The sequence below is a fragment of the Streptomyces sp. SID8374 genome, from assembly GCF_009865135.1.
Classification (GTDB): Bacteria; Actinomycetota; Actinomycetes; order Streptomycetales; family Streptomycetaceae; genus Streptomyces.
The window spans coordinates 4,332,690-4,352,091 of record NZ_WWGH01000001.1; the positions used below are offsets into that span (position 1 = coordinate 4,332,690).

General features: G+C 69.8%; 22 protein-coding genes and 1 pseudogene. 17 read left to right on the plus strand and 6 right to left on the minus strand.

Features of this window, described 5'->3' with window-relative positions:
• Positions 1 to 12: 12 nt before the first annotated feature.
• The 9 genes from GTY67_RS19200 to GTY67_RS19240 all read left to right on the plus strand — a co-directional run bounded on the left by GTY67_RS19200 (position 13) and on the right by GTY67_RS19240 (position 8,732).
• Entirely contained in the window at positions 13 to 291 is a 279-nt protein-coding gene (locus GTY67_RS19200; protein ID WP_018511018.1) for a MoaD/ThiS family protein, read from the plus strand.
• 419 nt (positions 292 to 710) lie between these two features.
• Positions 711 to 917, plus strand: a complete 207-nt coding sequence (locus GTY67_RS19205) for a cold-shock protein (protein WP_003967346.1) — start codon at positions 711 to 713, stop codon at positions 915 to 917.
• A gap of 325 nt (positions 918 to 1,242) precedes the next feature.
• Positions 1,243 to 2,865 carry a chaperonin GroEL gene (groL, locus tag GTY67_RS19210; protein WP_161279469.1) on the plus strand — a complete coding sequence of 541 codons (1,623 nt, stop codon included), beginning with the start codon at positions 1,243 to 1,245 and terminating at the stop codon, positions 2,863 to 2,865.
• 157 nt (positions 2,866 to 3,022) lie between these two features.
• A complete protein-coding gene (locus tag GTY67_RS19215; protein WP_161279470.1) occupies positions 3,023 to 3,457 on the plus strand; it encodes a hypothetical protein in 435 nt (144 codons plus the stop codon).
• A gap of 540 nt (positions 3,458 to 3,997) precedes the next feature.
• Positions 3,998 to 4,120, plus strand: coding sequence for a keywimysin-related RiPP (locus GTY67_RS19220; RefSeq protein WP_018511015.1), 123 nt, complete (start codon positions 3,998 to 4,000; stop codon positions 4,118 to 4,120).
• 50 nt (positions 4,121 to 4,170) lie between these two features.
• Positions 4,171 to 6,123, plus strand: coding sequence for an asparagine synthase-related protein (locus tag GTY67_RS19225; RefSeq protein ID WP_161280172.1), 1,953 nt, complete (start codon positions 4,171 to 4,173; stop codon positions 6,121 to 6,123).
• Between the two features lie 2 nt (positions 6,124 to 6,125).
• Positions 6,126 to 6,377 (plus strand): lasso peptide biosynthesis PqqD family chaperone, encoded by a 252-nt coding sequence (locus GTY67_RS19230; RefSeq protein ID WP_093694019.1) that lies wholly within the window; start codon positions 6,126 to 6,128, stop codon positions 6,375 to 6,377.
• A complete protein-coding gene (locus GTY67_RS19235) occupies positions 6,374 to 6,844 on the plus strand; it encodes a lasso peptide biosynthesis B2 protein (RefSeq protein WP_161279471.1) in 471 nt (156 codons plus the stop codon). The genes GTY67_RS19230 and GTY67_RS19235 overlap by 4 nt, the downstream gene beginning before the upstream one ends.
• A complete protein-coding gene (locus tag GTY67_RS19240) occupies positions 6,807 to 8,732 on the plus strand; it encodes an ABC transporter ATP-binding protein (protein ID WP_161280173.1) in 1,926 nt (641 codons plus the stop codon). The genes GTY67_RS19235 and GTY67_RS19240 overlap by 38 nt, the downstream gene beginning before the upstream one ends.
• A 49-nt stretch (positions 8,733 to 8,781) precedes the next feature.
• Here the strand turns inward: GTY67_RS19240 and GTY67_RS19245 are convergent.
• Both GTY67_RS19245 and GTY67_RS19250 read right to left on the minus strand, forming a co-directional pair.
• Positions 8,782 to 9,057 (minus strand): annotated as a pseudogene (locus GTY67_RS19245) (Uma2 family endonuclease); the annotation flags it as partial.
• A 56-nt stretch (positions 9,058 to 9,113) separates the two neighbouring features.
• A complete protein-coding gene (locus GTY67_RS19250; protein WP_202461496.1) occupies positions 9,114 to 9,932 on the minus strand; it encodes a hypothetical protein in 819 nt (272 codons plus the stop codon).
• A 582-nt stretch (positions 9,933 to 10,514) separates the two neighbouring features.
• Between GTY67_RS19250 and GTY67_RS19255 the strand changes: the two genes are divergently transcribed.
• Both GTY67_RS19255 and GTY67_RS19260 read left to right on the plus strand, forming a co-directional pair.
• Entirely contained in the window at positions 10,515 to 11,015 is a 501-nt protein-coding gene (locus GTY67_RS19255) for a SigE family RNA polymerase sigma factor (protein ID WP_161279473.1), read from the plus strand.
• Between the two features lie 687 nt (positions 11,016 to 11,702).
• Positions 11,703 to 12,947 carry a mannosyltransferase family protein gene (locus GTY67_RS19260; protein ID WP_202461497.1) on the plus strand — a complete coding sequence of 415 codons (1,245 nt, stop codon included), beginning with the start codon at positions 11,703 to 11,705 and terminating at the stop codon, positions 12,945 to 12,947.
• Here the strand turns inward: GTY67_RS19260 and coaD are convergent.
• Entirely contained in the window at positions 12,925 to 13,419 is a 495-nt protein-coding gene (gene coaD, locus GTY67_RS19265) for a pantetheine-phosphate adenylyltransferase (protein WP_161279474.1), read from the minus strand. The genes GTY67_RS19260 and coaD overlap by 23 nt on opposite strands.
• A gap of 235 nt (positions 13,420 to 13,654) precedes the next feature.
• On the opposite strand from coaD, the gene GTY67_RS19270 reads away from it, so the two are divergent.
• From GTY67_RS19270 to GTY67_RS19280, 3 genes are all read left to right on the plus strand, one after another.
• Entirely contained in the window at positions 13,655 to 13,879 is a 225-nt protein-coding gene (locus GTY67_RS19270; protein WP_161279475.1) for a hypothetical protein, read from the plus strand.
• Between the two features lie 106 nt (positions 13,880 to 13,985).
• The gene (locus GTY67_RS19275; RefSeq protein ID WP_093694026.1) at positions 13,986 to 14,831 is read left to right on the plus strand and encodes a helix-turn-helix transcriptional regulator; all 846 of its coding nucleotides are present in this window, start codon (positions 13,986 to 13,988) and stop codon (positions 14,829 to 14,831) included.
• A 72-nt stretch (positions 14,832 to 14,903) separates the two neighbouring features.
• On the plus strand, positions 14,904 to 15,479 hold the full coding sequence (locus GTY67_RS19280; RefSeq protein WP_161279476.1) for a hypothetical protein: 576 nt from the start codon (positions 14,904 to 14,906) through the stop codon (positions 15,477 to 15,479).
• 112 nt (positions 15,480 to 15,591) lie between these two features.
• On the opposite strand, the gene GTY67_RS19285 is transcribed toward GTY67_RS19280, so the two are convergent.
• Both GTY67_RS19285 and GTY67_RS19290 read right to left on the minus strand, forming a co-directional pair.
• The gene (locus tag GTY67_RS19285) at positions 15,592 to 15,789 is read right to left on the minus strand and encodes a DUF397 domain-containing protein (protein WP_161279477.1); all 198 of its coding nucleotides are present in this window, start codon (positions 15,787 to 15,789) and stop codon (positions 15,592 to 15,594) included.
• Positions 15,765 to 16,613 (minus strand): helix-turn-helix transcriptional regulator, encoded by an 849-nt coding sequence (locus tag GTY67_RS19290; protein ID WP_237502656.1) that lies wholly within the window; start codon positions 16,611 to 16,613, stop codon positions 15,765 to 15,767. Before GTY67_RS19290 ends, GTY67_RS19285 begins: the two co-directional genes overlap by 25 nt.
• 115 nt (positions 16,614 to 16,728) lie before the next feature.
• Between GTY67_RS19290 and GTY67_RS19295 the strand changes: the two genes are divergently transcribed.
• The 3 genes from GTY67_RS19295 (at position 16,729) to GTY67_RS19305 (ending at position 18,584) form a co-directional block, all read left to right on the plus strand.
• Complete coding sequence (locus GTY67_RS19295) at positions 16,729 to 16,998, plus strand: hypothetical protein (RefSeq protein ID WP_093694029.1); 270 nt, start codon at positions 16,729 to 16,731, stop codon at positions 16,996 to 16,998.
• 80 nt (positions 16,999 to 17,078) lie between these two features.
• On the plus strand, positions 17,079 to 17,561 hold the full coding sequence (locus GTY67_RS19300) for an ATP-binding protein (RefSeq protein WP_161279478.1): 483 nt from the start codon (positions 17,079 to 17,081) through the stop codon (positions 17,559 to 17,561).
• A 75-nt stretch (positions 17,562 to 17,636) separates the two neighbouring features.
• Entirely contained in the window at positions 17,637 to 18,584 is a 948-nt protein-coding gene (locus GTY67_RS19305) for a TauD/TfdA family dioxygenase (protein WP_161279479.1), read from the plus strand.
• On the opposite strand, the gene GTY67_RS19310 is transcribed toward GTY67_RS19305, so the two are convergent.
• Positions 18,581 to 19,354, minus strand: a complete 774-nt coding sequence (locus GTY67_RS19310; RefSeq protein ID WP_093694032.1) for a glycosyltransferase family A protein — start codon at positions 19,352 to 19,354, stop codon at positions 18,581 to 18,583. The two genes, GTY67_RS19305 and GTY67_RS19310, sit on opposite strands and share 4 nt — an antisense overlap.
• Between the last annotated feature and the right edge of the window lie 48 nt (positions 19,355 to 19,402).

Below are 19,402 nucleotides of genomic sequence, written 5' to 3' on the forward strand. Positions count from 1 at the left end.
AGGGCACCCACCATGAGCGTCAAGGTCCGCATCCCCACCATCCTCCGCACGTACACGGGCGGCCAGGCCGAGGTCACGGCGGAGGGCGCGAAGCTCTCCGAGGTCATCGACTCCCTGGAGAAGGACCACCCGGGCATCGCCGCCCGCGTCCTGGACGACCAGGGCAAGCTGCGCCGCTTCGTCAACGTGTACGTCAACGACGACGACGTGCGCTTCGAGGGCGGCCTCGACGCCGCCACGCCCGACGGCGCCGGCATCTCGATCATCCCGGCCGTGGCCGGCGGCTGCTGATCCGACGACCTTCAGCTGAACAACAGTTGCCCCCTCCGCTGCACAAAGCGGAGGGGGCAATTCTGCATGGTTGAGCGCGGTAGAGTTGGGGAAGCCCCCTTCGCTGCGCGTGCCGCCCGCATATGAGAATGCGCCCGGCCCCGATAAGAAGCAGCCAAAGTACGTGAACCCCTTGAGGCATAAGTGGCCTTTGCCTGGCCCGACTTGCCCGTAAATTTCAGCAATCCCGCATATTCGGGCGTTCGCCCGTGCCCAGAATTCTCGTCCGATTGACCTGTTGCAGAGGGCAGTTGGGCGGATACATTCGGCCGCGGTCGACGCGCTGCGGCGCCGCGCACCCTCTCCTGTCGGAGGGTGAGTTCCGACCCGGGGCCGCGAAGTGCGGTCCCGTGCAAGGGCCAGTTATAGGGGAGTTAGGCATGGCTCAGGGCACCGTCAAGTGGTTCAACGCGGAGAAGGGGTACGGCTTCATCGCGGTCGACGGTGGTGCGGATGTTTTCGTCCACTACAGCGCGATCCAGATGGACGGGTACCGCACCCTCGAAGAGGGTCAGCGAGTTGAATTCGAGATCTCGCAGGGCCAGAAGGGGCCCCAGGCCGACATGGTCAAGCTCGCCGTCGGCTGACGCCCGGCGCGGCCGTCCGACGTCACTACTCACGCACGTAGGGCCCGACCCCGGATCAGGGGATCGGGCCCTACGCGCGTCCCGGGACCGGATGGCCGGACCCGGCCCGGGTCATGGCGGGCCTTGGCCTGAGTCGCTTGCACTCTCGGGGGTCGAGTGCTAATCATTGGCATTAGCACTCTCCAGGTGAGAGTGACAGAAACTTGGACCGGGCCGGTGAGGCCCGCAGGCGCGGTGGGGCAAGGAACCACCACGCAGGCAGGCCGTCCGTCGCGGGCGCCTCTCGGTCCGGAGAATCCACCCCTGTCCGGGAGGACCACTTCACATGGCCAAGATCATCGCGTTCGACGAGGAGGCACGGCGCGGTCTCGAGCGCGGGATGAACCAGCTCGCCGACGCCGTCAAGGTCACCCTCGGCCCCAAGGGCCGTAACGTCGTCCTCGAGAAGAAGTGGGGCGCGCCCACGATCACCAACGATGGTGTTTCCATCGCCAAGGAGATCGAGCTCGAGGACCCGTACGAGAAGATCGGTGCGGAGCTGGTCAAGGAGGTCGCCAAGAAGACGGACGACGTCGCCGGCGACGGTACGACCACCGCCACCGTTCTCGCCCAGGCTCTCGTCCGCGAGGGTCTGCGCAACGTCGCCGCAGGCGCCAACCCGATGGCCCTCAAGCGGGGCATCGAGAAGGCCGTCGAGGCCGTCTCCGCCGCTCTGCTGGAGCAGGCCAAGGACGTGGAGACCAAGGAGCAGATCGCTTCGACCGCCTCCATCTCCGCCGCCGACACCGAGATCGGCGCCAAGATCGCCGAGGCGATGGACAAGGTCGGCAAGGAAGGCGTCATCACCGTCGAGGAGTCCCAGACCTTCGGTCTGGAGCTTGAGCTCACCGAGGGTATGCGCTTCGACAAGGGCTACATCTCGGCCTACTTCGCGACCGACATGGAGCGTATGGAGGCGTCTCTCGACGACCCGTACATCCTGATCGTCAACTCGAAGATCGCCAGCGTCAAGGACCTGATCCCGCTGCTGGAGAAGGTCATGCAGTCGGGCAAGCCCCTGCTGATCATCGCCGAGGACGTCGAGGGCGAGGCGCTCTCCACCCTGGTCGTCAACAAGATCAAGGGCACGTTCAAGTCCGTCGCCGTCAAGGCCCCGGGCTTCGGCGACCGCCGCAAGGCCATGCTCGCGGACATCGCCATCCTCACCGGTGGCACCGTGATCTCCGAGGAGGTCGGTCTCAAGCTGGAGAACGCCGGCCTGGACCTGCTCGGCCGCGCCCGCAAGGTCGTCATCACCAAGGACGAGACCACGATCGTCGACGGTGCCGGTGACAGCGAGCAGGTGCAGGGTCGCGTCAAGCAGATCCGCGCCGAGATCGAGAACTCCGACTCGGACTACGACCGCGAGAAGCTCCAGGAGCGCCTCGCGAAGCTGGCCGGCGGCGTGGCCGTCATCAAGGCCGGCGCCGCCACCGAGGTGGAGCTCAAGGAGCGCAAGCACCGCATCGAGGACGCGGTGCGCAACGCCAAGGCCGCCGTCGAGGAGGGCATCGTCGCCGGTGGTGGCGTGGCTCTGCTCCAGGCCTCGGCAGTCTTCGACAAGCTGGACCTCACGGGTGACGAGGCGACCGGCGCCAACGCCGTGAAGCTCGCGCTGGAGGCCCCGCTCAAGCAGATCGCCGTCAACGGTGGTCTCGAGGGTGGCGTCGTCGTCGAGAAGGTCCGCAACCTGCCGATCGGTCACGGCCTCAACGCCGCGTCCGGCGAGTACGTGGACATGATCGCCGAGGGCATCATCGACCCGGCGAAGGTCACGCGCTCCGCTCTGCAGAACGCCGCCTCCATCGCCGCGCTCTTCCTCACCACCGAGGCCGTCATCGCCGACAAGCCCGAGAAGGCCGGCGCGGCCACTCCGGGCGGCATGCCGGGCGGTGACATGGACTTCTGATCGGGTCCTCACGACCGGTCGAAGCTCCACGCACGTCCCACAGGGGCGGGCATCTCCTTCACGGGAGGTGCCCGCCCCTGTGGCGTGTCCGGGGTCTGCTGGGAGACTGCGGGGGAGCGGTCGGTGGGTTTCTTACGGGTACGGGGGCGGGGCGGGCATGAGCGGGAGTACGGCGGGGAGAACGGGCGGAGGACGGCTCAAGGGGGTCTCGCTCGTCCTGGGCGGGGCCGTGCTGTTCGCGGCGGGCCTGTTCATCGTGGCGACGGGCACGGGCCTTTCCGGCCTCCTCGGCATGCGGGTGGAGACCTTCGGCGACATCGACTGCCGCGACACGCGCACCAGCAAGGGGCAGACGGTCTGGCACTGCTTCGGTGCGGCGGACGGCGTCGGGCCCACCCGGATCAGCTTCGCGGACCACGACGGCCGGAACGACCCCGAGACGATCACCGCGACCCAGCTGACCGAGGGCGGGCGGTGGTTCGCGCACTCGTCGACGATCGTCGGCTACGGCATGATCCCGCTGCTGCTGGGCACCGGAGTGGCGGCCTGGGGCGGCTACCGGGTGCGTGATGCTGGGCGACCGGGCCGCTGAGGGGTGTTGACGGGCGCCGAGAGCCCCTGATGGACCCGAACGAGCGGTCGGGCATGGCCGAATGGCTACTTGCAGGCCCCCGCGACGTACGGCAACACGTGTTCGACCGGTTTCGGTGATGTCGGTGGCGCGCCGGCCGCCGGTGGGGTAGCGCCGCTGCGGGCGCCACCGGGCGCGCGGCGCTGCTGGTTCCTCCGTTCCGCCGTGGGCGGTCCGATCCCCGGGCAGCTCACCGCCGGGTCGGACGGCACCGTACGGCCATTGGTCCAGTCCACCCGCCCATCGCGGCCCGCCGGTGTGCGACTGCACATGCCGACCGGTCGGTGCCCTGAGGGGCGGCCGACGGCAGCGGCTCCCGCCCCCGTCGCTCGCGCTATCCGGCCAACTTCGGGCGGTGGGTCGGAATCACGCGTACCGGTCCGGCAGCGGGACATGATGGCTCTGGTGTTCACCCGGTGAACACCAGTCGCATGAGTAACTCCAGTTATGCGGAAGCCATTTGGGCATAACGGTCGTCAACCGCACAGAAGGGAAGGTGTCATGAAGCAGCAGAAGAAGGCTTACGTGAAGCCGTCGCTGTTCAAGCAGGGCGACTTTTCGAAGAAGACCGCCGGTTACTTCTACGGCTCGTACAAGGAGTACTGGGTCCGGCGCATCATCTGAACCGCCGACCGGTTCCCTGTGCACGGTGTGAGAACTTCCGAAAGGTGAAGATGCCCGGCCTGCTGCGTGACTACTTCGTCGTCCTGCCGGACAGCGTGGCGGGCCACGCGGTGGCCGGGCAGCTTCCCGCACCGGACCCGACCGCACCGGAAGCGACCGCGGTGGTGGGCGACGTCCTGACCGTCGCCCACCCCTCGGGCCGCCCCTGGGTCGTAGCCCGCCCCCTGGTCCGCAAGGTCAGCCACCTCCGCCGGGGCGACGACGCCCTCGTGCTCATCGGACCCGACCGCGTCCCCGAGCCCGTGCTCGCCGGCCTCCTGGAGGGCGTACGCGACCGGGCCGCCCTGGAACGCCGCCTCGCCCGGCTCCCCGGCCTGCACCACGTCGTCGCGCGCCTCTCCGGCGAGACCTGGATCCGGGGCACCGCCTCCGGCCTGCGCCGGATCTACCACGCCCGGCACGCCGAGGCCGGGACCCTCGCCTCCGACCGCCCGGCCGTCCTCGCCCGCCTGACCGGCGCGCCCCTGGACGACGGCGCACTCGCCCTGCGCATGCTGGACTTCCTGCCGCACCCCCTGAGCCGACGCGTCCTGTGGCGGGGCGTGCACGAGACCGGGGCCGGGTACGGACTGGCCCTGCCCGTCGCAGCACCGGGCACGGCCGCCGCCCCCGGCCCTCGCGAGTACCGCTGGTGGGAGCCCCCGCCACCGGAACTCCCCCTGGCGGAGGGGGCCCGAAGACTCGGGGACGCCGTCGCCGCCTCCGTACGGGCCCATGTCGGCGGCCTGGACCGGATCAGCTGCGAGCTCTCCGGCGGCCTGGACTCGACGGCCCTCACCTTTGCCGCCCGCGCGACCGCCCCGGCCACGCTGTCCCTGCTGACGGTGGCCGCCCGGGACCGCTACAGCGAGGACGAGACGTGGGCGCGGAGGGCGGTGGAGACGGCGAACGGGAGCACCCCGGAAGTCGTAAGCCGGAGCGGTAAAGCCGCCCCGGACCTGGCCCACCACATCATCCCGGCCGACCAAGCCCCGTACTTCTACGCGGACTTGACCGCCACCTCCGCCGAGCTCAACGACGAACCGCTCCCCGTCGCCCCCGGCCGCGCCCGCGCGCACCTGCTCCTCAGCCGCGCCCACGCCACAGGCTCCCGCTACCACCTCACCGGCTACGGCGGCGACGAACTCTTCCTCGGCCTGCCCCACGCCTACCAGGACCTCTTCCACGGCAACCCCCTCACCGCCTGGAACCACCTCGGCGGCCTGCGCCACCAGCTCGGCTGGCCCCTCCTCCCCACCCTGAAGGCCCTGCTCAACCGCTCCACGTTCCCCCGCTGGCTGGCGGGCGCGGTCACCCCCGAACCCCAGCCGGTCACCCGGACCCCGCTCCTCTCCTGGGGCGTACGGCAGTCCCTGCGCCCGTGGTTCACGGACCACGCGAACGCCCTGATCGCCGAGGAGTTCCGGGCGGCCGCCGAGGAGGCCGAGCCGATCGACCCGTGGCGGGGGCGGCATGTGGACATCGACGCGGTACGGATGGGGGCGCGGCACTTCCAGGCGATGGAGGACATCGGCATGACGATCGGGCTGCCGGTCGCCGCGCCCTTCTACGACGACCGGGTCCTGGAGGCGACCCTCGCCGTACGCCTGGCGGACCGGATCAGCCCCTGGCGCTACAAGCCGCTGCTCGTCGAGGCGATGCGCGGGGTGGTGCCGGATGCGCTGCTGGCCCGTACGACGAAGGACCACATGTCCTCCGACGAACACCAGGGCCTGCGCGAACACGCCCCGGAACTCGCCGACTTGTGGACCGGCTCCCGCCTCGCCGAACACGGCCTGGTGGACGCCCGCCACCTGCTCCGACTGGCGGCCGAACCCTTCTCACCCGTCCTGGTGGAGCACTCCATCAGCTCCACGGTGGCCGGGGAGACCTGGCTCCGTACGGCCGAGAACGCTTGGCCCACCCCCGAGTTGACCCCCACGACCACGACCAGCGAGGCATGACTGTGAAGCTCAGAAAAGGCATAGCCGTCACGACGACCGAGTACGGAGGAGTGCTCCTCGACGAAAAGGACGGCAGCTACTGGCAGTTGAACGACACCAGCGTGATCGTGGTCGAGACCCTGGCGGCCGGCGAGGCCCCCGAAGCGGCCGTCGAACGTATCGTCGCGGAGTTCGACGTGGAGCGCGCCGAGGCGGAGTCGGACGTGGCCGAGCTGACCCGCCAGCTGGTCGAGGCGAAGATCCTGCGCCCATGACCACCGAGATGACGATGCCCCGCCGGGGCGCGGGCCCGGGCGGACTGCGGCTGCGTACCGCGATCGCCGCCGCGTTCGTCCTGGCCCGCTTCAAGCCGGGCCGCCTGCGCCGGGTGCTGGCGAGGTGCAGCAGGGGCGCGCGCCCGGCGACGTACGACGAGACGCTGGAGATGTACGAGGCGGTCACCGCCACCAGCCGCCGCTGCGCGGGCCGTTACGGCTGCCTGCCCCGCTCGGTGGCCATCGCGCTGGCGTGCCGGATGTCGGGGAGCTGGCCGGACTGGTGCGCGGGAGTCCGGACGGCACCGCCGTTCTCGCCGCATGCTTGGGTGGAGGCGGGGGGACGTACGGTCGGCGAGCAGGCGGAGTCGGCCGATCTGCGTCCTTTGATGGTGGTGTCGGTACGCGAGGGGGTTCCGGGTGAGCGCGGTGGCGGGGACGACGACGGGGGCGGACAGGCCTCCTGAGGGCGCGGAGACGCCGGGGGCGGGCGGGCGGCCCGAGGCCGTGGGGCCGACGGGGGCGGACGGGCGGCCCGAGGCCGTGGGAGTGCCGGAGGCGGACGGGCGGCCCGAGGCCGTAGGGGCGCGGGAGGAGACCGCATCGCCCTCCGAAGCGGGCGGGACCGGCCCGGCCCCTCTCCGCCTCCTCCTCACCCGGGTCCGCCCCCACCGCGGCGTACTCGTCCGCGCGGGCCTGCTCTCGCTCGCCGGCTCGGCGGCCGGGCTGGCGATGCCGCTGATGGCGAAGTACGCGGTGGACGCGTTCGCCGCCGACCGCTCGCCCGTGACCCCGCTCGTGGCGCTCACCGCACTCGTCCTCGCGGGCGCCTGCCTCTCCGCGTACGGGCGTTACCTCATGGCCCGTACGGGAGAGGGCGTCGTCCTCCGCGCCCGCCACCAACTGGTCGGCCGCATCATGCGGTTGAAGGTCCCGGCGGTGGACCGCCTGACCCCCGGCGACCTGCAATCGAGGGTGACCAGCGACACCACCCTCCTCCGGACGGTCCTCTCCAGCGGCCTGGTCGAGTCGTTCAACAGCGTGCTGATGCTGCTGGGGACGGTCGCGTTCATGGCGTACATGGACGTCACGCTGCTGGGCGTGACGCTGGTGGTGATCGTCGGTATCGGAGCCGTAACCGCTCTGCTCATGCCGCGCATTCAGCGCGCGCAACTCCGCGCACAGGAGTCGGTCGGCGCGATGGGCGCGGCGCTGGACCGGGTGCTCCAGGCGTTCCGTACGGTCAAGGCGAGCGGCGCGGAGGAGCGCGAGACGGCGGCCGTGGCGGAGGCGGCACGCCATGCGCACGACCGGGGTGTCTCGGTGGCGAAGTGGTCCTCGGTCTCCGACGTCACGATGATGATGTCGATCCAACTGGCCTTCCTGGCCGTGCTGGGAGTGGGCGGGGCGCGGGTGGCGTCGGGCTCCCTGGAGATCTCCTCGCTGATCGCGTTCCTGCTCTACCTCTTCTACCTGATGGGCCCGATCGGCGGCCTGGTCGAGGGCTGGACGGGCTTGCAGAGCGGCCTCGCCGCCGTACGCAGGATCGACGAGGTGGAGTCGCTGCCGGGCGAACCGGCGGAGGCTGTAGGCGAGTTGAAGGAGGGTGGCGGCCCCCTGCGCGTCACCTTCCAGGACGTGACCTTCGGGTACGGGGACGAGCGCGCCCCCGCCCACAAGGGCGTCACGTTCGACGTGCCGACGGGCGGGCTGGTGGCGCTGGTGGGCCCGTCGGGGGCGGGCAAGTCGACGGTGTTCAGCCTGCTGGAGCGGTTCTACGACCACGACGGCGGCACGATCACCGTGGACGGCCGGGACATCCGGGACTGGCCGCTGACGGAGCTGCGCGCCTCGCTCGCGTACGTGGAACAGGACGCCCCGGTCCTGGCCGGAACCCTCCGCGAGAACCTCCTCTTCGCGGCCCCCGACGCCCCGGAGGACCGGCTGACGGAGGCGGTGGCCCGCACCCGCCTGGACGCGCTGGTCGCCCGGCTGCCCGAGGGCCTGGACACGGCGGTCGGCCACCGGGGCGTCACCCTCTCCGGCGGCGAACGCCAGCGCATCGCCATCGCCCGCGCCTTGCTGCGCCGCCCCCGGCTGTTGCTGCTGGACGAGGTGACCTCGCAACTGGACGCGGTCAACGAGCAGGCGCTGCGCGACGTCATCCTCGAACTGGCCGAGCAGGCAACGGTGTTGGTCATCGCCCACCGCCTCTCCACCGTCCGCCACGCCGACCGTATCGTGGTCCTGGAGGAGGGCCGCGTCCGCACGGCGGGCACGCACGAGGAGCTGATCGCGTCGGACGACCTCTACCGCGAACTGGCGACGACGCAGCTGGCGGCGGAGGTGCGGTGAGGGGTCAGCGGGCGTAGCTCTTGAGCTCCTCGGTGTAGCGGCCCGCTCGGGCGAGGGTGCCGTCCGGCGGGGCACGGCCATTGCGGTATCCCCCGATCCGCAGCCCGCGCTCTCGGTAAAGCCGCAGCTCCGGCTGCTGCTGCATGCACTGCATCGCGACCCACATGATGATCTCGTCGTGATCCCCGTCCGGAACGGGCTTGACCTCTAGCTTTCCGTCGATGAGCTCAAGCGTCACGGTCTCGGGGGCCGAGCGGGCCAGCTGCTCGAATTCCTCGACGGACAGCTGGGCGCGCGGTGCGTGATCGGCGGGGCTGGGGGGCATGGCGTCGCCTCCTCCCCTCCATCGTGCCCCGTCGGACCTGGGGACGAGCTGCACGGTCATCGGTATGTCCTTTCGGGCCGGGGAACCAGCCCCGCCCGGACCGCGTTCATCCGCTCCCGTACCCCGGGCGCCTGCACGGCCCCCGGCGGACCCACCGGCGGCTCGGGCACCGGCCCACGGCACTTCCGGCACAGGCCGCCGAGCAGCGCCTCCGGGGTGCCGGGGGCCCCGCACTCGCCGCACTCCAGGATGCGCAGGACGGTCCGGGGCGCCGGCACGGTCCGCTCGGGTGGCAGTTTGTCGGTGAGGCGGCGTTCGACGAGGCGGGCGGCGCAGTGGACGGGGGAGGGGAGGCCGGCGGTCAGGGCGTGCAGCAGCTCGGCCTCCGTCGCACCTCGCGCGAACCACTCGCTGACCTGCGGTTCCAGCCGTACGCAGTCGGCGGCGGACAGCGACAGCGCCGGAGCCGTACGTCCCAGGGCGGCCAGCAGGATGAACGCCCGCGAGCGAGTGGGCCGTTGAGGCTGGTCCGACGGCGCGTCGCCCCGGACGTAGGCGTTCCACCACTCGTCCTCGCGTGCCGTACGGGAGAAGAAGGTCCGGGTCACCCAGAACATCATCTCCTCGGTGATCACGCACTCCCTGCCGCGCCGCAGATGCCCGGCGGCCTGGAGCCGGTTGAGGGTGGTGCTCAGGGCGCACTGTCCGTACGGGAGGTGCTTGGCCAGCGTCTTCACGGAGATGTCGGAGCCGTCGGGCAGCCGGTCGACGTACGCGGCGACGGCAGCGTCACGGGGAAGGAGGTGGGCGAAGTCGCGCTCGGTGCGCGGTCGTTCGCCGGGGGCGGTGCGCTTGCCGTAGCCGGGTTTGGCCATGGGGTGCGGGGTTGTGGGCGGGGTCTCGTGCGGGGAGCGGGGGTCAGCACTAAGCTGGCTGGCAGCCATGGGGATCGCTTGTTCCGATCTTCGTTGGTCAGGCCCCTGTTCGGTGTTCCACCACCAACAGGGGTCGTCCTTTTCTTCTGTCGCTCTTCCGCACGCTAGAGCCTGGCGACTGCGCGTCGCAAGTCGGTCACAAGCGGTCAACTCCGGTCGCAGGGAGGGTGGGTGGGAAAAGTGACCCATCCACCCCATCACCGTAAAGAGCGCTCGGATCTCGCCGCTTGAGCTCCGGGAGGAGCAGGGGGTCGGGGCCGGTGGGAACGGTTGTGCGGCAGGATCGCCGCGTGAAGAACGCCAGTTCCTTTACGGCGTCGTCGCTGCTGTCGTTCCGGCAGGCGGACGGGAGTGACCTGGCGGCCGGGCGTCGGGGGCGTGGGCTGATGCAGTGCCGGGCTGACGTGCTCCTGACGCCCTGGGTTCCGTGACGACGATCACTCCGATGGCTCGCCGGGGCTGTAGACCGGATGCCCGGCGGCGGGCGTATACCCGGTGAAGCGAAAGATCCGGGAGCAACTTTTGACCGTCGAGGAGTTCGAAGAGTTCTACGCCCAGGCGGTCGCGCGTCTCACAGGCCAGCTGTACGTGATGACGGGGGACCTCCAGGAGGCGCAGGACGTCGTGCAGGAGGCCTTCGTCAAGGCGTGGGTCCGGCGCGGCCGGCTGGAGCGGGACGGGCAGCCCGAGGCGTGGATCCGTACGGTCGCGTGGCGGCTGGCGGTGAGCCGTTGGCGCTTCCGGCGGCGTTCGGCGGACGCGTGGGGCCGGGGGAGCGGTGCGGCGGAACACGTCGCACCGCCGGACCCGGACCACGTGGTGCTGGTCGACGCGCTCCGGGAGCTGCCCGCGCAGCAGCGGCGGACGTTGACCCTGCACTACCTGTGCGACCTCACGGTGGAGCAGATCGCCGGGGAGACCGGGCTTTCCGCCAGCACGATCAAGACGCATCTGGTCCGCGGACGGGCGGCGCTCGCCCACCGTCTGGAGGACCCCCGCATGGAGGAGGCTCCTGATGTCTGAACCACGGGACCCCTTGGGGCCGGAGGGATCGCAGGGTCATCGGGACTCCTCGGGTCCGCACGATCCGTCGGGTCCGCACGATCCGTTGCGGTCCCTGTTCCGGCAGGCCGGGGACTTCGGGCAGGGCCGCTCCGTCGCGGACCCGGCGGCCCGCATCACCGAACGCGGCATGCGGGCCCAGCGGCGCCGGATGGCCGTGGTCGCGGTGGGGGTGTGCCTGGTCATCGGGGGCGGCGGGGCGGCGGCGATCGGCCTGCTCCCGGCCACCCCGAAGCCGGCCCCTCCGGCGACGAGCCCGTCGCCGAGCTACCCGTCCCCGGCCCCGCCACCACCGGCCGGGACCCCTACGGAGCCGCCGACGCCCAGTAATACGGTGCCGGGTTCGGCGACGAGGTCGTTCCCTCCGGAGGGCATGCCGACGACGGAGGCGGCTTCGCCCCCATCGACATCGACATCGACGACCGCACCGACGATGGGGGCGACGTCGACGCCGTGACGGTCGAAGCCGTGACGGTCGACGGCTGACGGTCGGTGCTGTGACGGCTGACGCCTGACGCCTGACTGCGGGCCTGCGGCTGCTTCCGCTTCCGACCGGCTAAGCCCCCTTCTCCCGTCCCTCTCCCTCCCGTGCCCCGGCGGCTCCCCCGGGCGATCCGGCACGCCTGGAAGTGCCCGAAAGGTGCCTGAATGTCTACGTTGTCCCCCGGGCTGCGGCCTGCTCCGCCCCGCCCCGGGGCCTCTGAGCCCCGGCCGGAGACGCACGAGCGCCGGGCGGCCGGGGCAGGGTTCCACCGGGCGCTCGCCTGGCTGACCCCGGCCGACCGCAGGGTGCTCCGGCTCTACCTCCTCACCCGCATATCCCTGTGGATCACGGCCCACGGCGCCCGGTGGCTGTTCCCCCGGGGCTCGGACACACGGGAGGCGGGCCCGGTTCTCGCGCCGTTCCAGCAGTGGGACGCGAACCACTACCTGCACATAGCGCGCGACGGCTACTTCCCGGCCGACGCAGGCCCGTGGGTGGAGGGTTGGGACAACAGGGAGGCGTTCTTCCCCGGATTCCCGCTGCTCCTGAGGGCCGTGCACGTCGTCGTCCCGAGCTGGACGGCGGCGGGCCTGCTGATCTCGCTGGTCGCGGGAGCCGTGGCCGTACTGGCCCTGTCCCGCATAGCCCGCTCGTACGTCCCCGAGGACGCCGACGGCCGACGTACGGCCCTGTTCTTCCTGCTCTCCCCGTGCGCGGTCTTCCTGGCGGCCGGCTACACGGAGGCGCTGTTCCTGGCGTTCGCGCTCCCGGCCTGGCTGGCGGCCCAGCGCCACCACTGGGCGTGGGCGTGCACGCTGACGGCTCTGGCGACGACGGTGCGGGTCAGCGGCCTGTTCCTGGCGGCGGCACTGGCGGTGCTGTTCGCGCTCTCGGCCTGGTCGGGCAAGGGCTGGCGCGGGGCGCCCTGGCTGGCACTGCCCGCGCTGCCGCCGCTGGCGTACAGCTGGTATCTGCACGCCCGCACGGGCGACTGGATGGCGTGGAAGCACGCACAGGAGCGGGGCTGGTACCGGGAGTTCCACACCCCCTGGGAGGCGTGGGCGAACACGTGGAACGCGGCGTTCGACGGCGTACACGCGACCGGCTACGCGGCCATGTTCCAGGCGGAGTTGGTGGCGATGGTGGTGGGCCTGGCCCTGGTCGCGCTGCTGGTACGGCACCGCCGCTGGCCGGAGGCGGTGTACGTCGCGCTGAGCCTGTGGGCGCTGGGAACGTCGTACTGGTACACGTCCATCCCCCGCGCCACGCTGCTGTGGTGGCCGCTGTGGATCGGCCTGGCGGCCCTGAGCCTGCGCCGCCCGTGGTTCAGGACGGCCTACCTGTGCGTGGCGGCCCCGCTGAGCGCACTGGTGGCGCTGGCGTTTCTTACGGGGCGGTGGGCGGGGTGACGGCCTCGCCGCACCCACCCGCCGCTACGAACGGCCGGTCCGCCTCACCGCCCGGGGCGCGGCCCAGCCGATCCGTCGCCGTGACGAGGGTGGAGGAGATATGGGCCAGGCCGGGGTCTGCGGCGATGAAGACCGTTTCGACTCCGGCCAGTTCGTGGTTCATCCGGGCCATCGGCATTTCGTAGTCCAGGTCGGGAACGCCCCGGACTCCGCGGATGACGGCGTCGATCCCGGCCCGGCCGCAGTAGTCGACCAACAGGCCGCCGGTGTGGGAGTCGACCGTGACGTTGCTCAGGCCGGCCGCTGCCGCCCGGAGCCGGTCCAGCCGTTCCGGGACGGGAAAGCGGCCGGTCTTGTTCGCGTTGAACATCACGCACACGACGACCTCGTCGAACAGCGCGGCGGCGCGGCGGAGTATGTCCTGGTGCCCTTGAGTGACCGGGTCGAAAGATCCTGGGAAGAGGGCTCGCATGGCCGGGAAGAGTAGCAAGCGGCCGCCCCTGGTGGGTGAGTGGCGGAGGCCGAACCGTCATCAGCGGGACGGATACCGCCCGAGATGCGGCGAAGATCACACTCTGCAATTTTGCGCATAATTCACCCGCAAGGAAGTTGATCAAGCGCAATTTCGCGCAACATCCTTCCGCTCACGCTCCGCTGTCGATCACCCTCTACGAGTCAGCACAACCCCTCGGCCCACGGAGGACTTTGTGGCCCTGCATCTCCTGTGCAAGGACCCGGAGAGCCCGAACAACGGCTCACCCACCTTGTATTACGACGATGAGTCGCGCAACTACCTGCTTCAGGGGTGGCGCGTGGCGGATTCGGCAACCCGGCTGTCCGACCTCGTGATTCCCGAGCACGAGACGATAGTGGAGTTCCCCTCGCGCCTTCTGAGGCTGTTCCCGGCCGCCGGAGGAGCGCCGCAAGACTGAGCATCCGAACGGGTGGACGAAGCCATGAAATCTAGCTGATTGCCCGTCAAATAGCCTGATCCGGCCGGTTGGTTCGGGCTGGTTGCCGCACGGCACACTGTCGCGCATGGCTCACTCCGAAAGTGTTCAACGCGCCCGCCGCGACCTCGGCGCCAAACTCAGCGCGATGCGCAAGAGCGAGGGTCTCACCGGTCGTGCCTTGGCCGACATCTGTGGTGGCTGGCACCCGTCCAAGGTCAGCCGTATCGAGAACGGCCGCGCTGCCGCCAGCGCGGCCGACATCACCGCCTGGACCCTGGCATGCCGGCACCCGGAAGCCGCACCTGAGCTGATCACCGCTGCCAACAACATCGCGTCCATGTACCTGGAATGGCGCGACATGGAACGCAGGGGGCTGGCCAAGGCCCAGGAACACGTCATCCCGCTGTGGGAGGAGACCAAGAGATTCAAGGCGTACGCCATCAGTTACGTCCCGGGCCCGTTGCAGACGGAGGACTACACCCGAGCCGTCCTCGCCGGTATCCGTGTCCGCCGGGGTCTGAGTGACAGCGGCTTCGAGGACGCCGTCGCCACCCGTACGGCCAAGCAGAAGTACCTGAGGACCAAGCAGTTCCGGGTCGTCCTTGAAGAGGATGTCCTCTATACCCGCTACGCCGAACCCTCGGTGATGCTCAATCAGCTCACTCGGCTGATCCAGGTCGCGGACTACTCCAGTGTCAGCCTCGGCATCATCCCGCGGGACGCCGACAGAGGCCCCGCCCACAAGGCTCAGGATTTCTGGATCTATGACGACGAAACGGTCCAGGCCGAGATCCCCTCCGCCTTCCTCACCCTGAAACAGCAGAACGAGGTCAGCCGGTACCTGGCCGACTTCCAGCGCCTGAGCGAACTCGCCGCTGTCAGCGGTGCGGCAGTTCCCATCATCGCGAAAGCCATCAGCGCCTACAGCTGACCTCTCCGCAACCCGGCGGACGGGGCTCGGCGCAGGCCGTCACCTCTCAACGCCGGAACGGAGCACAGCCCCATGACTGCCGTACGACGCCGGAGTGAGCACTGGAACGCGCCTCCGACCTGGCGCGCCTCGCCCACCTTCGATCGGCATCGCGTTCCCCGGCCGGGCCAGTCGGCCGCCCTCGTCACCGTGGCCCTCTTCGCCGCCGCTGTCGGCGTGTTCACCCTGGCCACCTGGAACGGGAACACGCCGAGCGCCGCCACGGCCACTGAGGCCGCGGTCACCAAGGCCGTTCGCGAGGAACTGCACGCGATGTTCCTCGCCGACATCGCCTCCAGGGGGAGCGTGCTGCGTTCGAGCCTTCTCCAGGAAGATGCTGCCGCCCGCATCGACTACCCGGGGAACGCCGACACCTTGGCCTTACGTTGCTACGGTGCCGGCCGACTTCGCGTGGCGAGGATCCTGACCGACGGCACGAGCGAGGCGCACCCGGAGATCCGCTGCGGCGACACGACCGCGACGTACATCGTCAACGACGGCACCCTCCGCACGATCGTGCTCCGCCTCGACGGAGCAGGGACCTGGGCTTCCTGGGCGCTGACCCGCCCTACGTCACCGACCGGTGCGCCCGGGCGGACAACACTCTGAATCCAGCGCGCACGCGCTGGGACAGATGGAGAACTTCGCTGCCTCGGGGACAAGACCGGTGCTGGGGCCCATCGAACTCGGGTCTCCCCGAGGCCCGCACGGGCCCCAGGTCTCAGCGCACGTCGCTGACGAACGCCGACCAGGCGGAGGATCCGAAGACGACCGCCGGTCCCTCCGGCTGCTTCGAGTCGCGTACGGGGACGACACCCGGAAAGTCGTCGGACACCTCGACGCAGTTACCGCCGTCGGAGTTGCTGTACGAGGACTTCCGCCACGTCGCGGAAGTCAGGTCGGCTCGGCGGGAAGGCATGTTCGGATCTCCTTGACCAGCTGCTGGATAAACTCGGTTGTTTTCTCCGGAGAGAGCGCCTTGTCTCGCTGTAAATCGTAGGACAACCGCAGCTCCTCGACGCGTCCTGAGTCCTCAACCAGTTCACCGGACTTGCTGCCCTCCAGGTAGGCCACGGCCTTACCGTTGGCCAGCCACAGGACCGTCAGTGAACCACCCATCAGATCGTGCAGCCCTGCCGAGAAGGGCAGCAACTGAAGCGTGACGTTCGGGCGGCTCTGCCACTCCAGCAGGGCCTCCAGCTGTTCCAGCCATACGGCGGGCTGCGAAGCCGCGCGGTGGAACACCGCTTCGTCGAGCAACGCCCGGAAGTACGGAGCGTCCTGGCCTTCGAGGACGGACTGACGGCTCATGCGGGCGTCGACATCCTCTTGCAGCTCCGCCGCATCCCGAGGTGGGGAGTGCTGCAACACCTCCGCCGCGTACGCCTTCGTCTGGAGCAGCCCCGGGATGGCGCTGCACGCGTACTCGTACCGCACCGTCGCTTCCCGCTCCAGCCTCATGAACCGCTGGTACCGGCTGCCGAAGGCGTCGTCCCGGGCCAGCTCCCAGAGCTGCTGCAACTGCTCGCCCGTGCCGTAGACCTTGTCGAGTGCCGCCATGACCTCCAGTGAGCCCAGGCGCGCTCCGGTCTCCAGCTTGTGCAGGTACGACCGGTCGTACGTCGTCTCCTCGTACAGCTCCTCCAGCGTCATCCCGGACCGGTCCCGCAACCGCTTCACCGTCTCGTGCAGCATCTTGCGGGCGGACGCCTCCCCACCCGAATCGGATGCGCGTTTGGGCATTCCAACTCCCCTGTGTCCTGGGGGGATAGGGCTACAGAGACCCCCTTCCGAGCGTAGCCAGCAACGCCGATGCTCGTGACAGAAAGATCCGAAGTCTTCACGGAAGGTGAGAGCCATGAGCGCACTGCCGAAGTACGCCCCCGAGTGCAGCTGGCGGGCCGAGCGCATTCCCGCCCGTCCGGTCATGCGCGTCATCGACGTACAGAGGCAGGACACGTACTTTGACCTGCCACTGATGATCACCTTCAACGGCGGCGCGCAGGGTCCGGCGTACCTCCGCCTGGAAGTGGACGACGCCATCGACCTCGTGGACGAGCTGAACCTGGCGCTGGACGTTCAGGTGAGGGAGCCCGTGGCTCAGCCGTGCGCCCCGTCGGGCTCCTGACACAAGCCCCGTGCCGGCCCACGCGGGCCGCACGGCAACCCCGTGCCGGCCCGGATACCCCACGTCGGAGTAATGACCTCATGACCATCACAGTGCTCGCCCGTCAAGGTCCGCAAGTTCACGACACCGCAGTGAGGAGTGCGCCCATGGTGCGCCGGTGCGAAGTCAGCGTCGTGCGGTCGACACCCGCCGGACGGTCGATGGTGTCGGCCGACCGACGCCGCCCCGGACAACTGCGGCGCATGAACTGTGCCCTGCTCAAGCTGTGGGACTTGCAGCCATGCATCGACGCAGCCGCGCTCGTCCTCACCGAGCTGGTCACGAACGCCTTCCAGCATGGTGGCGGAGAGGACATCACCGTCACCTGGTCTGCCGACGGAACGCACCTGACTATTCAGGTGGAGGACAGCTCTTCCGTACGCCCGGTGCTCCGAACCGCGGACGAGAGCTCGGAGAGCGGTCGCGGACTGAGCATCGTGGAGGCGCTGGCCGACAAGTGGGGAGTCAGCGAGGACGGCCACACCGCCCACTGCGCGCTCGTTCTTCCAAAGCGTGGAGCGTGAGCGTGACCGCCGCAACTCTGCTGCCCCCGAACCCGGGCGCAGCCCGGCGATTCGTACGAGGAAAGGAAGCTTCACGTGTTCATCGACGTTCCGAACGAACTCGAAGCCGCTCTGATCGACCTTTCCCTCCCGATATGGAAGTTGGACGGCCCCTTCCTGGCGGAGTCCTCCGCGGAGCGGTATCGGACCGAGCTGACGGCCACCCCGCAGTTCGTGGAGACCGTCGCGACGCTGCGCCACGCCCTGACCGGAGAGGGCGGGGGATACGCCGTGCTGCGCCTGGGAAACCTCGCCAAGGCGCTGGGGACCGACGACAACCGGTTCCTGCGGCTGGCGACGGGCTTCGCGGCCGAGGTGGCCGTTCCCTTCTCGCCTTTCCCCCGGTGGCCCCTTTGGAAGGACATCGGAGTCAAGGTCGACAAGGATCCCGGCAAGTCCAGCGGTACTGGGTACAACGCGTTCCACATGGACCTGGTGAACGGAACCCTGCCACCGGACTTCACCACACTCCTGTGCGTTCGCCCCGACCCGCTCGGTGGCGGTCCGAGCATCCTCTCCGACGCCCACGCCGCGGTGGCGCGGCTTTCGGAGGACAGCCGTGCGCTGCTGGCCGAGCCGGCCTACCACTACGGGACCTTCTTCGACCTGTTCGGCGTGGGAGAGGAGTACAGGCCGTTCCCGATCCTGGACGGCTCCGATCCAGGCAGGGGGTTCGTCCGGTTCACCGCCAAGATGCTGGAGCGGTCTCAGCTCGGCCGAGCGAACGCCGACGCCGCCAGGGAACTTGCAGAGGAACTCGTCCGGGGCCAGGTCTCCTTCATGCTCCGACCCGGGGACTACCTCATGGTGAACCAGCGCCGCTTCCTACACGGTCGGAAAGCGCTCCACCATGGCCAGGAGACCGTCCCGGCCGCCGACCGTCGGTTGCTGCTCCAGTTGTTCCTGCACGCGAGCGCCGGAGACGGCTCGGCCGCTCAGTCGGCCGTCGGCACCGATGACTCACCGTGTCCCACCTTGGCCTAGATACGCGAGTTGCGCAGCGACTGCCACACAGCGCCGGCCAGCGCCCGCGTCGACCGTGCGACCGACAGATGCTCGTGCTCGCGATACAGGTTCCAGTTGTACGGAACGAGCGACAGCTTGTTCGAGGACAGCGATCCCGGCTGGTGGGCCCTGTACACCGCAAGCGGCTCAGCCAGGCCCCGAGCGTCCGCGCCGTCCCGCATGATGCTCAGCCACAGCGCGTAGTCCTGGCGCTTGCGCATCTCCGGCATCAGCCTCGTGCCCAGGACATTGCGGTCGTACATGGCGGTGAGAGCACCGATGTGGTCCTGGACCAGCATCGCGCGGTAGTCCACGTGTGCCCGCGCGCGGATCACCCGCCCGTTCGGGACCCAGTCGGTGCTCTCGCCGTCGTAGCCGGCGTCCATCTTGAAGTACGAGGTGAACGTCAAAGGCGCAGTGGACTCCGCGGCGAAGGCGAGCTGCTTCTCGGTCTTCTCCGGCAGCCACATGTCGTCGCTGTCGAGAAAGGCGATGTAATCCCCTCGGGCTCTCTCGATCGCGAGGTTGCGGGCCCGGCCTGCACCGCCCCGTTCGGGTGCCGACCGAGGCAGGACGCGCTCGTCCCGCTCGGCGAACTCGCGGAGCAGGTCCATGGAGGCATCGGAGGACTGGTCGTCGGTGACCAGCAGCTCCAGGTCGCCGTGGGTCTGCGTCAGCACCGACCGGACGGCCGCGCCGAGGGTGGCTGCCGAGTTGTACACGGGCATCACGACAGACACCAAGGGCACAGCGCTTCTCCTTGCCAGGTCAGGAACAACGGTCCATTCAAACACCGC